The 13,308-nt window shown below is 58.1% G+C and carries 13 protein-coding genes and 1 pseudogene; 6 read left to right on the top strand and 8 right to left on the bottom strand.

The features are described 5' to 3' along the window. Nucleotides 1-492: 492 nt before the first annotated feature. Nucleotides 493-804 (bottom strand): annotated as a pseudogene (locus LOY36_RS09775) (malate:quinone oxidoreductase); the annotation flags it as partial. A 100-nt stretch (nucleotides 805-904) separates the two neighbouring features. Here LOY36_RS09775 and LOY36_RS09770 point away from each other — a divergent pair. The 4 genes from LOY36_RS09770 (at nucleotide 905) to LOY36_RS09755 (ending at nucleotide 2,919) form a co-directional block, all read left to right on the top strand. Further along, a complete protein-coding gene (locus LOY36_RS09770) occupies nucleotides 905-1,417 on the top strand; it encodes a type VI secretion system amidase effector protein Tae4 (RefSeq protein ID WP_258673074.1) in 513 nt (170 codons plus the stop codon). Continuing rightward, nucleotides 1,414-1,656 carry a hypothetical protein gene (locus LOY36_RS09765; protein WP_258673073.1) on the top strand — a complete coding sequence of 81 codons (243 nt, stop codon included), beginning with the start codon at nucleotides 1,414-1,416 and terminating at the stop codon, nucleotides 1,654-1,656. Before LOY36_RS09770 ends, LOY36_RS09765 begins: the two co-directional genes overlap by 4 nt. Nucleotides 1,657-1,795: 139 nt before the next feature. Continuing rightward, nucleotides 1,796-2,266, top strand: coding sequence for a hypothetical protein (locus LOY36_RS09760; RefSeq protein ID WP_258673071.1), 471 nt, complete (start codon nucleotides 1,796-1,798; stop codon nucleotides 2,264-2,266). Between the two features lie 29 nt (nucleotides 2,267-2,295). Continuing rightward, the gene (locus LOY36_RS09755) at nucleotides 2,296-2,919 is read left to right on the top strand and encodes a hypothetical protein (protein ID WP_019649435.1); all 624 of its coding nucleotides are present in this window, start codon (nucleotides 2,296-2,298) and stop codon (nucleotides 2,917-2,919) included. Nucleotides 2,920-3,083: 164 nt separating this feature from the next. Here the strand turns inward: LOY36_RS09755 and mqo are convergent, their stop codons facing one another. The 4 genes from mqo to LOY36_RS09735 form a co-directional block, all read right to left on the bottom strand. After that, on the bottom strand, nucleotides 3,084-4,724 hold the full coding sequence (mqo, locus tag LOY36_RS09750) for a malate dehydrogenase (quinone) (RefSeq protein WP_019649436.1): 1,641 nt from the start codon (nucleotides 4,722-4,724) through the stop codon (nucleotides 3,084-3,086). 318 nt (nucleotides 4,725-5,042) lie between these two features. Next, nucleotides 5,043-5,753 carry a GNAT family N-acetyltransferase gene (locus tag LOY36_RS09745; RefSeq protein WP_258673069.1) on the bottom strand — a complete coding sequence of 237 codons (711 nt, stop codon included), beginning with the start codon at nucleotides 5,751-5,753 and terminating at the stop codon, nucleotides 5,043-5,045. Nucleotides 5,754-5,830: 77 nt separating this feature from the next. After that, on the bottom strand, nucleotides 5,831-6,400 hold the full coding sequence (locus LOY36_RS09740) for a YceI family protein (protein ID WP_258673068.1): 570 nt from the start codon (nucleotides 6,398-6,400) through the stop codon (nucleotides 5,831-5,833). 281 nt (nucleotides 6,401-6,681) lie between these two features. After that, entirely contained in the window at nucleotides 6,682-8,013 is a 1,332-nt protein-coding gene (locus LOY36_RS09735) for a PLP-dependent aminotransferase family protein (RefSeq protein WP_258673067.1), read from the bottom strand. 90 nt (nucleotides 8,014-8,103) lie between these two features. On the opposite strand from LOY36_RS09735, the gene LOY36_RS09730 reads away from it, so the two are divergent. Further along, a complete protein-coding gene (locus LOY36_RS09730; RefSeq protein WP_258673066.1) occupies nucleotides 8,104-9,000 on the top strand; it encodes a DMT family transporter in 897 nt (298 codons plus the stop codon). Between the two features lie 142 nt (nucleotides 9,001-9,142). Then, nucleotides 9,143-9,688 carry an Hsp20/alpha crystallin family protein gene (locus tag LOY36_RS09725; protein ID WP_026345838.1) on the top strand — a complete coding sequence of 182 codons (546 nt, stop codon included), beginning with the start codon at nucleotides 9,143-9,145 and terminating at the stop codon, nucleotides 9,686-9,688. Between the two features lie 76 nt (nucleotides 9,689-9,764). Here LOY36_RS09725 and LOY36_RS09720 read toward each other — a convergent pair whose 3' ends face one another. The 3 genes from LOY36_RS09720 to LOY36_RS09710 all read right to left on the bottom strand — a co-directional run bounded on the left by LOY36_RS09720 (nucleotide 9,765) and on the right by LOY36_RS09710 (nucleotide 13,173). Continuing rightward, nucleotides 9,765-11,132, bottom strand: coding sequence for an MBL fold metallo-hydrolase RNA specificity domain-containing protein (locus LOY36_RS09720; RefSeq protein ID WP_258673065.1), 1,368 nt, complete (start codon nucleotides 11,130-11,132; stop codon nucleotides 9,765-9,767). A gap of 79 nt (nucleotides 11,133-11,211) precedes the next feature. Continuing rightward, nucleotides 11,212-12,147, bottom strand: a complete 936-nt coding sequence (locus LOY36_RS09715) for a universal stress protein (protein WP_258673064.1) — start codon at nucleotides 12,145-12,147, stop codon at nucleotides 11,212-11,214. A 105-nt stretch (nucleotides 12,148-12,252) separates the two neighbouring features. Next, a complete protein-coding gene (locus tag LOY36_RS09710) occupies nucleotides 12,253-13,173 on the bottom strand; it encodes a universal stress protein (protein WP_019649444.1) in 921 nt (306 codons plus the stop codon). Nucleotides 13,174-13,308: the final 135 nt, after the last annotated feature.

Here is a 13,308-nt window from a genome sequence, read left to right as displayed (position 1 = left end):
GTCGAGGTTTGTAGTGTTCGATACTCTAGGGAGATGAATTACTTTCGGCTGGAAACGCATATGGGCAGTGTCGCGCGGATCTCGATCCTCTTCATGGGACTTCCCGAATTTGCAAAGCTGGTCCTCGTTAACGTCCCCCTTGAAATGATAGAACCTGGAACCTTGCCGGTTTTGGAAGCAATCGCAAACCGCAGCCCTGTTCAGTAAGGGAGGCGAAGATTTTTGGATTCAGAAAAGCAGGCGTATTACGCAAGGTTTGAGGCTACGGATAAATGGAAAAAAAGCCTGGAATTGATACATGACGATGAGTGAAACCGCTCTCCTCAGGTCTGCTTCACAGCCCAACGGGGGCAAGCCCCCTCGCCACAAAAAACGCGCCAAACTCAGGTATTGCGCTACCTGCCAGAGCTAAATCCCAGACACAAAAAAAGCCCACTGACCGTCACCGGTCCAGTGGGCTTTTGACAGGGCCTCTAGTTACAGAGCCATATCCGGCGGCGGAGTCAGCTCCAGCACCTTGGCGGCGTAAGCCCACTCTTGAGCCACTTTCTCAGGTCTGCTGCTCAGCTGAGTGCCATAGCTAGGCACGATCTGGTGCAGTTTTTCCTGCCAGGCTGGGGTGGCAACCTTGTCCTTGAACACTTTCTGCAGCACGGTCAGCAGACCGGCGATGGTGCCGTCAGCGGAAGCAACGATTTCGGTACCCAACTTCAGCACGCCACCCGCGGCTTCATCACGCTTGATGATTTGCACGCGTTGACCGGCTTGCCACAGACTGCCCTTCCCTACGGCAGGGTGAGGGAATATTCCGATTTTTCCATTGACCTCTGAGAGGTCTCTTCAGCAAATAGGACGTTCTGCTAGGCTAGCCGTCAGGATTAAAGGGCCACAGGGAGAAGGCAGGGTGCTCACATTCGACACGTTATGGAAAAACCACCCAGAAATATTTGGAGACGCAGCTCCGTGCAGAACCAACGGCGCCAAAAACTTCAGTGATCAGTGTGCTATCAACCTCGGCGTGGCACTACGCCGGGCAGGTGCTGATCTCGGCAAGCTCAAGGATGTCCGCCACTGTTGGCAGCACCCCAAGAGCGAAGGGCATGTATTGGCAGCAGAAGAAATCGCGCAGGCGTTAAGCCAAGCCAAAATACTCGGGCTGCATGCCGTCAAAAAGATAAAGCCGAAGGACTTCGAAGATGATCTTGAAGGGCAACAAGGCATCATTTTCTTCAAGGATTTCTGGCGCCGAGGAAACGAGACCTTCGGCAATCGCAGCGGCGATCATATCGATCTATGGAACGGGCGTAGACTCACGGACTGGCTGAGCTACCCTCGTATTCAGTTGGGTTTTTCCATTGAGGGCAGTTTCTCCGACTACCACGAGTCGAAGGAAATATGGTTTTGGAAGGTCATATGAAAATTGTTAAAGGGGCATTGTTCGTCATCCTTGTTGTTGCCCTGGCCGTTGGGGCGTTTAATTTGATATTCGTGGCAGTGTCTGGCTACTTTGGGCCGTTCTACGAGAGTGAGGCAGACCAAAGTCGAAACTTTGCGATTTGGCTTTTGGGTAATGCGGGGGTTGGGTTGCTTTCGGTTGTCATGGGTGTCGTTTTGTATCGGCGATATCTGCGACACGCGAACAACACGAACACATAGGAGCTGCCGAAGGCTGCGATCTTTTGATCTTTCAATCTTAAAAACACAAAAGCCCCGCCCCACATAAATGGGACAGGGCTTTTTACTACACAACACGCTGAACCAACGCCCCCAAGCCGCGCCAGGGGATATGGCTGTAGTGGAAGAAGCTTCAATCTCTGAGCAAGGACGTTTCGTTCGATTACTTTGTGAGCCCCGACCCGACTATCCCGAATGGCGTACCTCATTTCGTGAGGAAGGGCTGACCTACGAATTGCTTGCTAAATCCAACGCTTACAATGGCCTAGCCCTAATCGGTAAAAAATTCTCAATGCCCAACCGTTACTACCACGAAATCTGGCTATGCCCTGACGAAAACGGCCAGCAACTCCCCTCCTGCATCTCCCTCGGCCCATCCGGTGATGCCGCCAGAAACCTCAACGAGTCCGGCAGTGAATGCATATGGATTTTCTGGGCTACTTCCCACATTGAAGCAATGCAGATTTACTACGACTTTCTGGATTTCGGAACGTATCGAACCGAGTTTCCAGAGGACTCGGAGCCCTACCCGGACGCGTGGATAGCGGAACAGCACGCCTATCTGTCAGCGCACAAGAACGGACAAGGTTGATTGGTTATCTCAAGGATCGAGGACAGGGAATGAGCATTTTCAATCGCATCAAGACCTTCGTAAGGCGCGACCAAGAGGAGCAAATCGTCGGTTACTCCATACCGGAATTGAAGTCAGTTTTTATCGTCCCGTTACGACACCTCACTCGGCCTCTGACCGATTATCCGCAGGCGGTGTCTTTGGAGGGTTTCGGTGTCTCGGCCTATTACTCTGCGTTACTAATCGACCATGAATACGCTCATAAATTTTCGACACTCGTCGAATCGAATTTCAGATTCGAGGCTGAAAAGCCATTCAACGACCATCCCGTAAAGCGCTACTCAGACATCCGGAAAAACGAACACCTGATCTATTTCAAATCCAGTGGAGAATTTAACGCCACAACGATTCGGATGGTTACCAACAGCGTCGTTTTTCTGAACGTCATTCAGGATGAAAAATTGGCCGTTCCGCCGCCCTGGGTAGCGTTCGAGGGATACAACCCTTCCTGGTGGGGAGGCGATATGCAAGGCGCTCAGGGTTACTACAACGACAACTACTTCCTCCCCTTCTTCACTCAACTGAGTGATTCAGAAAAGCAGGAGTACTACGCAAGGTTTGAGGCTACGGATGAATGGATAAAAAGCCTGGAATTGATGTACGACGATGAGTGAAGCCGTCCTATCCAGGTCTGCTCCGCAGCCCAACGGGGGCAAGCCCCCTCGCCACAAAAAACGCGCCAAACTCAGGTGTTGCGCTACCTGCCAGAGCTGAATCCCAGACACAAAAAAGCCCACTGACCGTCACCGGTTCAGTGGGCTTTCGATAAGGCCTCTAGTTACAGAGCCATATCCGTCGCAGCATTCTCTTTCACAGCCTTAGGCTTCTCAGCCGGAGCAGCAGGAGTCGCTGCCTGACCAATCACCGGTGGCGGAGTCAGCTCCAGCACCTTGGCGGTGTAAGCCCACTCTTGAGCCACTTTCTCAGGGCTGTTGTTCAGCTGAGTGCCATAGCTTGGCACGATCTGGTGCAGTTTTTCCTGCCAGGCTGGGGTGGCAACCTTGTCCTTGAACACTTTCTGCAGCACGGTCAGCATGATCGGTGCGGCAGTCGATGCACCTGGCGATGCGCCCAGCAGGCCGGCGATGGTGCCGTCAGCGGAAGCAACGATTTCGGTACCCAGCTTCAGCACGCCACCGGCGGCTTCATCACGCTTGATGATTTGCACGCGCTGGCCGGCTTGCCACAGGCGCCAGTCTTCGGCTTTGGCGTTCGGGAAGTATTCTTTCAGGGCGTTGAGGCGGTCTTCGTCAGACAGCATCAGTTGGCCTGCGAGGTACTCGACCAGCGGGTATTCCTTGATGCCGACGCGGGTCATTGGCCACACGTTGTGTGTGGTGGTGGTGGTCAGCAGGTCCAGGTACGAGCCTTCTTTGAGGAACTTGGTGCTGAAGGTCGCGAATGGGCCAAACAGGATGACGCGCTTGCCGTCCAGGACACGGGTGTCCAGGTGCGGAACCGACATTGGCGGTGCGCCAACGGAGGCTTTGCCGTAGGCCTTGGCCAGGTGTTGTTCGGCGATGGCCGGGTTATCGGTGACCAGGAACGAGCCGCCAACCGGGAAGCCTGCGTATTCCTGGGCTTCAGGAATACCGGACTTCTGCAGCAGGTGCAGTGCACCGCCGCCCGCGCCGATGAACACGAACTTGGCGTCGGTTTCGGTTTTGGTGCCGTCTTTCAGGTTTTTGTAGCTGACACGCCAGCTGCCGTCTGCGTTCTTGGTGATGTCTTGCACTTCGCTAGACAACTTCAAGTCGAATTTCGGCGTGGTTTGCAGGTGCGCAACGAACTGGCGGGTGATCTCGCCAAAGTTCATGTCGGTACCGATCGGGCTCCAGGTGGCCGCGACTTTCTGGTTCGGGTCACGCCCTTCCATCATCAGCGGAACCCACTTCTTGATCACAGCCGGGTCTTCGGAGTACTGCATGCCGGCGAACAGCGGGCTCGCTTGCAGGGCTTCGTAGCGCTTCTTCAGGAACTTGATGTTGTCATCGCCCCACACAAAGCTCATGTGCGGAGTGGAGTTGATGAACGAACGCGGGTTCTTCAGCACGCCTTGCTGAACCTGCCAGGCCCAGAACTGACGGGAGATCTGGAAAGCTTCGTTGATTTCAACGGCTTTCGCGATCTGGACGTTGCCCTTGTCGTCTTCCGGGGTGTAGTTCAGCTCGGCCAGGGCGGAGTGACCGGTACCGGCGTTGTTCCAGCCGTTGGAGCTTTCCTGGGCGACGCCGTCGAGGCGCTCGACCATTTCCATCGACAAGTCGGGTTCCAGCTCATTGAGCCATACACCCAGCGTTGCACTCATGATGCCGCCGCCAATGAGCAGCACATCGACTTTCTTTGCCTCCGCGTAAGCGGACGTGATCCCCATCGACAAAGCCAGCCCCAGCAGGGCTGTGTTCAGTTTCTTAAACATCTGTAACACCTATGATAAACGCCATCCGCCTCCAATTCCCGATCATGAGCAACCCAGGTGTACGGGTACGCAGGCAGCGTGCCGTGGGTTCCTGCACTTACAAGAGTTTGAAGGTGGGCACACAAGGCCGACGTGTCTCCATCGACCTCAGTTATATGTCCCTCGTGCACTGACTTCTTATCATTATTGGCTCAGCTACTTGAGCGACATTGATTCTGTCGCACGTCTGTGGACGTACGAACCGAATAAGTCAAACCAAGTTAATGCGACAGAATATCACGCCTCGGCCAGCCTGCGCGCCCGAAAGGACTCGACAGTCTAGACGGGACGAGACCCGCGCTCGGCGTTTTTGCTCAAACGATCCAGCACAAACGCCTTGGCGTTGCGCGTCATTTGGTCGAGATGCCGGTCGCGCTGCTTTTCTGCATCGATCATTGCCCGCTTGCCGTGTTTTTGCAGCAGATACGTATGTATCTGCCGCACCTCCAAAGAACTGTAGATCGAGGTGACATCCAACAGGCCCATCAGGCCTTCAGTGGCGTGATCACGGGTGTTCATCAGCACCTGAGTGCCGCGCACGCCCAGTACTTGAAAGCCCATCGACTCGAACCAGGGCACCTTGGCGACGGTGCACGTCAACTCGGCATGCGGGTAGCGACCGAGCATGTCTTGCAGCATCGCCCGCGCGACACCCTGTCGCCGGTGACTGGCCTGCACCGCCATGTACGCCACGCCGCAGGCCTCGGGATCGTCCTTGACCGGCAGGTACAGCAAAAACCCGATGACCTTCTCGGGATCTTCGTCATCCATGGCAACGATCAATTCGACCGCAATGCCTTTGGCGCCGCCGAGCGCTTCCAGGTACAGATGAACCTCATAGCCCACCGCGTATTGATAGACGTTGTACAACGGGTTGCTCGGCGCGATGCCTACCATGCTGATGTCGGTCAGGTTGTCGACGACCATCTGCAGAATCTGGCTGTTGATGGGCTCCGGGCATGGAGTGGCAAAGTGGGTGAGCTGGGGCATTGCGTTTCTGACTCCGGATCAAGGCTTACTGAACATCAGCCCGGCCATTGTCACAGATCGAGCCCCTCGCAGGAAAATCAACGCTGCGGCGCGACGATGCGAAAGCGGATGTCGATGTCGTTGGAGACCACCGTATCGGCCCACTCCCCCTCCCCGATCTTGAAGTCGCTGCGTTTGAGAATGATATTACCGTCGAAAATCCCGATGGCCTGCTCCGGCTTCAACAGCACCTTTACCTGCAGCTCACGCGTCATGCCCCTGAGGTTAAGTTTGCCGGTGATCAAAAAGCGTTGATTGCCCAGCGCTTTCACCCGGGTCGATTCAAAGGTCGCCACCGGATAATCCGCCGTGTTGAACCAGGCCGGCTTTTGCAGCTCGGTATTGGCATCGCTGCTGCCGGCGTCGATGCTGGCAAGGTCGATGGTCAGCCTGGCGTGGGCCGCGGTGGGGTTTGCCGTGTCGAAATCGAGCGTGGCGTAGAATTTACCGAAGGTGCCGTACACCCTCGAACCGAATTGGTTATAGGTGAAGGAGATCTTGCTGGCGGTGGTGTTGACCCGGGTGTATTCAACGGCTTGGGCACAGGGCAAGACGCCGATCGTGAGGATGGCGAGCAATGCGGCTAAACGCGGGAATCGAAGAGACATGGAATTCTCCGGGTGGAATGCCCTTCAGGGATTGAAGTGCTGCACCCGTGTGGCTGCGATAGCTGGACTTAAGCAAATATTCGGAGGTTATTCCAGCCAAACTACGCTCCGTAGCAGCTGCCGAGCTCGCGAGGCTGCGTTCGGCTGCGCAGCAGTCGTAAAATCAGGCACTGCGGTCCGTCAGGCACATTGTGCATTCAGGGTTCACGACTGCTGCGCAGCCGAACGCAGGCTTCGCCAGCTGCTACGGAGCGCATCACAACTTAAGAATTCGTCTGTCACTATGTATAAGCCCCCACCACCCACTTCACTTTCTCCAGCGCCTCCCTGAGCGCCCCCATCTCCACGGAGCCCAGCGCAAGACGAAACGCATGCGGAACGTTGGCCGACGTGGCAAACGGTTCGGCGGTTGAAACCGAGACGTTTTCCCGCATCAACGCCATGGCGATCTGGTCGGCCCGTGCGTCTTCCGACAATGGCAGCCAAAGAAAATACGACGACGGATGGCGAATACAGCGCAGCCCCGCCAGTACCTCGCCGGCCACGATTTGCCTGGCCTGCGCGTCCCGGCGCTTTTCGGCTTCCAATTGCATGACAGTGCCGTCGTCAAGCCAGGTGGTGGCAATCGCCGTCATCACACCCGGGGTATTCCAGGTGGTCGCTTTGATTGTGCGCTCCAGCGCGGGCACGTTCTGCAGGGGGGCGGCGACGAAGCCGACGCGCAGTCCGGTGGCCACGCTTTTGGAGAGCCCTGACACGTAAATCGTCCTCTCGGGGGCGAGTACCGCCAATGGCGCGGGCGGATTCTCCGCGAGAAAGGCGTAAGCGGCGTCTTCAATGATCAGCAGCCCATGCTCGCGTGCAATCGTCACCAGGTATTCCCGTTGCTCGGCACTCATCACCCAGCCCAGCGGATTGTGCAGGGTCGGCATCGTGTACACGGCCCGCACGCGTCGATGCCGGCACAGACTTTCCAGCGCTTGCAGATCCGGCCCGTGATCGAGCACCGGAATGGGCACGATTTCAAGGTGCAGCGTGTCGGCCAGGGCCTTGAACCCCGGGTAGGTCAATGCGTCCGCGGCAATCACGTCACCGGGTTGCAACAGCGCCATCATCGTCACCGCCAGCCCTTGCTGGGCGCCGGTGACGATCAGCACTTGCTCAGCCTCGACCGTCAGCCCTCGAACGCGCAGATGGCGCGCCACAGCGGCGCGCTCATGGGGTCGCCCGGCGTGTGGCTGGTAGCGCAGCAACGCCTCCAGATCGCCGGCCGAGGCGAGCTGACGCAGGGCATTGCGCAACAATTCGGCCTGCCCGGGAAGGGCCGGATAGTTGAAGTTCAGGTCGGTCATGCCGGCGGCAACGCTGTGTTGATCGATAGCTTGGTTGGGCGACCACGAGGTTTCCCTGACGAACGTCCCCCGCCCCGTCTCCCCGCTGACCAGGCCCATGGCTTCCAGCTCCGCATAGACCCGGCTTGCCGTCACCAGGGCCAGGCCTTCCGTGGTCGCCAACTGACGGTGAGTCGGCAGGCGTGTGCCCGGCAACAGGCGCCCTGAGCGAATATCCGCGGCAAACGTATCCACCAGTGATTTGTAGCGGGAACGAGGCATGAGCAGATGTATCCATGACAATATTTTGATTGTATTGAGTTTCGTCCATACGATGCCTTCCATGCAACCTGAGCATGAAGGGGATCCAGAATGGAACGCACATCGAACCTGCAACAGCGCACCACGGAAAAGACCGCGAGCGGATGGCTCAACGGGTTCATTGGCGTGCTCATCTTCAGCGGCTCGCTGCCGGCGACACGGGTGGCCGTTCTACAGTTCGACCCGGTTTTCCTGACGGTTGCCCGGGCCAGTATCGCTGCCATTGTGGCGCTGTGCTTGCTGTTGCTGTTCAAGGAAAAACGCCCGGCCAGGCATCAACTGTTCTCCCTGGCCATCGTGGCCCTGGGCGTTGTATTAGGGTTTCCGCTGTTGACCGCACTGGCGCTGCAATATGTAACGTCTGCGCACTCCATTGTCTTCGTTGGCCTGTTGCCGCTCGCCACCGCAGCGTTCGGTGTCTGGCGCGGTGGCGAGCGGCCTCGGCCGGTGTTCTGGTTCTTCTCGGTGCTGGGCAGCCTGCTGGTGGTGGGGTTTGCCGTCTCCCAGGGCCTGACAGCTTCTCCGGCGGGGGACATTCTGATGTTGCTGGCCATCCTGGCGTGCGGGCTGGGCTATGCCGAAGGTGCGAAGCTTTCCAAGACACTGGGAGGCTGGCAGGTGATTTCCTGGGCCCTGGTGCTGTCGCTGCCCGTCATGGTCCCGCTGACCTGGTTGCTGGCCCCGCCTTCATTCTCGGCAATCACCCCGCCCGCGTGGTTGAGCCTGGCATACGTGTCGCTGTTCAGCATGTTGATCGGCTTTGTGTTCTGGTATCGCGGCCTGGCTCAGGGCGGAATCGCCGCCGTCGGCCAGCTTCAACTGCTGCAGCCGTTTTTTGGCCTGGCGCTGGCGGCCACGTTGCTGCATGAGCAGGTCAGCCTTGGCATGCTGGGGGTGACCGTCGCGGTGATTCTTTGCGTGACCGGGGCACGCAAATTCTCGAAATAGACAGCTCGGTCAGAAACCGACTGTTGGTCGGCCTTCGGGATCGCAGGAAGACTAATCTTTTAATGTAGGGACTGAATTGTCGTGGTGGACCGGCCTCCGGGATGTTACCGGTCCATCGCAGTACTGGAGAGGAGGAATGAAAATGGCCAACTTCGCGAAAAAATTGCCGGTACACACCGACGAAGACAAAACCAGTCGGCAGCCGACGGTACAAGACCCTTGGCGGCCCCTGGAAAAACTGCGTCAACAGGTCGATCACCTGTTCGAAGACTTCAATCGTGGCTCTATGCTGACGCCCTTCAGACGTGGTCTGTTCGATGTCGAACCGTTCTGGAGCCGGGATTTTATCGGTCGAAGCCTACCTGCCGTGGACATCACCGAGAAAAATGAAAGCTTCGAAATAACCGCAGAGCTGCCGGGCATGGACCAGGATAATATCGAGCTCACACTGTCCAATGGCAACCTGATCATCAAGGGTGAAAAGAAAGAGGACAAGGAAGAAAAAAGAACAGGCTATCACCTGTCGGAGCGTCACTATGGCTCCTTTCAGCGGGCATTCAGCCTGCCTAAAGGCGTCGACACCGACAAGATCGAAGCCAGTTTCAACAAAGGTGTGTTGAGCATTTCGCTGCCAAAAAGGCCCGAAGCCATCAGCGCAGATAAACGGGTACCCATCAAATCCCGTTAACTCGCCGAGACCGCCCTTGACGCAACCAGAAGCCCCTTGTCGGGAAACCGGCGAGGGGCTTTTTTGTGGCTGAGCCCTAAAGAGGCCCCGTCAGCTCCACGCTGTCGCGGTACTCCGGCACCGAGACCGACCAGCCCAGCTCCAGGCTGATTCGCCGGCGCAATACATCCGAGGCATTGGGTTCGCCATGTACCACATAGGTGTGTTTCGGCGGCCGCTTGAAGCCGCGCAACCACAGCATGATTTCATCGCAGTCGGCGTGCGCGGACAGGGTTTCCATCGGCACCACTTCGGCGCGGATCGGCACATCCTTGCCGTGAATACGTACCGACGGGGCGCCTGCGATGATCTGCGCGCCGCGGGTGCCGCCCGCCTGAAAGCCCGGCACCAGCAGCGTATTGAGTGGGTTGGGCGCCAGCGCCTTGAGGTGGTGCAGCACCCGCCCGCCAGTGGCCATGCCGCTGGCGGCGATGATCACCGCGGGTGTGCGCTGCTGGTCCAGCTCGATGGAATCTCTGGTGGAGCGCACAAAACGCGTGACACGGCACATGCCTTCGCACTCTTCCAGGGACAACCGGTGTTCACTGCGAAAGCGCTGGTACAAGCGCGTGACGTCGGTGGCCATGGGGCTGTTGAGGTAGATCGGCAGGTCGGGAATCGCGTGTTTCTGTTGCAAGCGATACAGGTGATACATCAGCAATTGCGCGCGACCGACCGCGAACGATGGCACCAGCGTGATGCCGTGGCGCAGTGCGGTACGGGTGATGACCTCGGCCAGTTGATCTTCCGGGGATTCGTCGGGATGCCGACGGTCACCATAGGTCGACTCCACCAGCAGATAATCGGCCTGCTCGATCGTCTCCGGGGCAAACATCAATGGATCGTTCGGCCGCCCCAGATCCCCGGAGAACACCAGGGTCATGCCATCGGCGACGACTTCCACGGTCGCTGCGCCCAGAATATGCCCGGCACCGCGCAACAGAATGCTCATCCCCGGGACAATGTCGACCCGGTGGTGCAACTGCACCGGCCGCAGCAATTTCAATGCCCGCTCGGCGTCTTGCTCGGTGTACAGCGGCAAGGCCGGAGAGTGTTTGGAGAAGCCGTGGCGATTGGCGAACTCGGCCTCTTCTTCCTGCAAGCGGCCGCTGTCGCACAGCAGGATTTTCACCAATTCACAGGTGGCTGGCGTGGCATATACAGGGCCGCGATAGCCGTTGCGCACCAACACCGGCAGGTAGCCGCTGTGATCCAGATGAGCGTGGGTCAGCACAATGGCTTCGAGGTCACGAACCGGCAACTGGAACGGGTCCCAGTTGTGCAAACGCAGTTGTTTATAGCCCTGGAACAGGCCGCAATCGATCAGCACATGCTGGTCGCGATGTTCCAGCAAGTACTTGCTACCCGTGACCGTGCCCGCAGCACCGAGAAATGTCATTCGCATGGCCGTTTCCTTGAGCATTCATGGAGCACTATTGATCGCTCCTTTGCGCTTGTGGGCAGTTGATTTTTATCAATCGAGGTCACACTGGTTCATCTTCTCTGTCGAGCCGGGGCAATGGCTTGATGATCGTCAGGCTGCAGGGCGACCGGTTCAATACGCTTTCCGCCGTACTGCCGATGAATATATCGATCCCGCGATGGTAGGTCGTTCCCAGCACCACCATGTCGAAGGCATGTTGTTGCGCGAAATGGGCAATGACCTTGGGAGGGATGCCGGGCAGCAGATGGCGCCGTTGTTTCTCGACTCCGTAGCGTTCGGCAAGCGCTTCAAAGGCCTCCAACTGGGCATCGTTGACGGCGTCTTCCAAACTGCCATCGAGAGTCGCCGTCGGCACATTCACTTGCGCCTCGCCCAACTCCGACCAGCCGCTGACATTGAGCAGGTGCAAGGTGGCGCCGCAAGATTCGGCCAGGCTCGAAGCCAGGTCGAGAATCCGGTCATTGAGCCCCTGGGTCAGCTCCTCCAGATGGGACAAATCGATGGTCGCCAGTATGCTCAACGGCTTGGGATTTGTGGTATCGATGACCAGGTGCAAGGGCGCCGGACAGTCGCGCAGCAACTGCCAGTCCAGCGGCCGATGGAAAGCACGATCAAGCGCTGATACGCGGTGGGTGTCCTTGATCACCAGGTCTGCATGGAAGTCATTCACGTACTCCAGCAGATGCGCCAGGGTCGGTCTGGCCCACACCACTTCAGTGCTCACTTGCACGCCTTCGCATCGTTGAAACCGGGCTTGCTGCTCCAGCCATTGACGATGTACCTGCAAGTAACCTTCCCGCGCCTGGGCCATTGCGTCGTGGTCAAACAGGCCGGCCGCCGCCAGCGCCTGGACATAATCGAAAGCGACAATGTGCAACACCGCACCGGTTGCACAGGCCAGGGCCCGCGCCCGTTCGAACGCCGGGGTGCGGACCATTTCGGTCGGGGCAATCAATAGCAAACGTTGAATTTTCACCCTCACCCACCTCATCTGGATAGCTTCAGGTTGTGGCTCAAGTATCGGGGGGCTCTCGCCAGGCGGCTCTGATTTTTATCAACTAATGGCCGGCCAGCGATCGGCTTACCACCCGACGCTCGAACCCGGCTGCCTGACCGCCAGAATGCTGCCCGGCACCGAGTACAACGCCCGCTCGGTGTTGCTGCCGATCAAGCGGTCGATCCCCACGCGATGCACAGTGCCCATCACCACCACATCCGCCAGGTATTGCTCGACAAACTCACTGATCACCGGCACCGGCAGGCCCATGACAAAGTGCCGACGCTCGGGAGGAACACCGTAGCGATCCGCCAGGGTGATAAACGCCCGGTGCAGGGATTCGCGCAACTCCTCGACGAAGTCCATGCCCCAGCCACCGGCGATCAGCGGCGCATCGCCATTGAACGCCGGCGACAAGTCATAGGCGTACAGCAGGTGCAGCGGTGCATCGCATTGCAGCGCCAGTGCGTTGGCCGTCTGGATGATGGTGTCGTTCAGGCCACTGATTTGCGTCGCCGGATCGAACGGGTCCACGGCGGCCACGACCCGGTGCGGCAACCCGTAACGGACCTGATTGACCAAGTGCACGGGGATCGTGCATTCGCGCAGCAGATGGCAATCGAGCGGCGTGATGAACACCCGTTTGAGCGCCGGTTCCAGGGTGACATCCTTGATCAGCAGGTCGGGCTTGAGGTCTTCGATTGTCTTCAAAATATCCAGCAGCGGATGGGTGGTGAAGACCGCTTCAACCGTCACGTCCACGCCCTGCCCACTGAGCCGCTCGACCTCGTCGGCCACCCAACGATGACAGTGGCGCAGATAGCGCTGATACCCCGCCTCGTCGATTTTTTCTTCCCATAAATGAACAATCGGTGCCGGATCGACAAAGGCCCGCACATCCAGCGCGGCCCCGCTCGCCTTGGCCAGCGCGACGGCACGGAGCAAGGCAGGAGACTGATGCAGGGTTCGGTCGGCGATCAGCAACAAACGTTGATATTGACCCATCACACACCTCCGCTCGAAACCGGGCCTTACCCGCCGGCATGGGCCAAGACTGCGCCCGTTGCCCCCTCCCCGAGGTTGATTTACATCAAATACCCGCAAATGAACGCCCTCGTGACGGGTGTCTGATCCAGATCA

Origin of the sequence: Pseudomonas sp. B21-019 (assembly GCF_024749225.1) — a bacterium.
Classification (GTDB): domain Bacteria; phylum Pseudomonadota; class Gammaproteobacteria; order Pseudomonadales; family Pseudomonadaceae; genus Aquipseudomonas.
The sequence above is the reverse complement of the archived record's forward strand: the minus strand, read 5'-3'. Positions and strand labels throughout refer to the sequence as shown.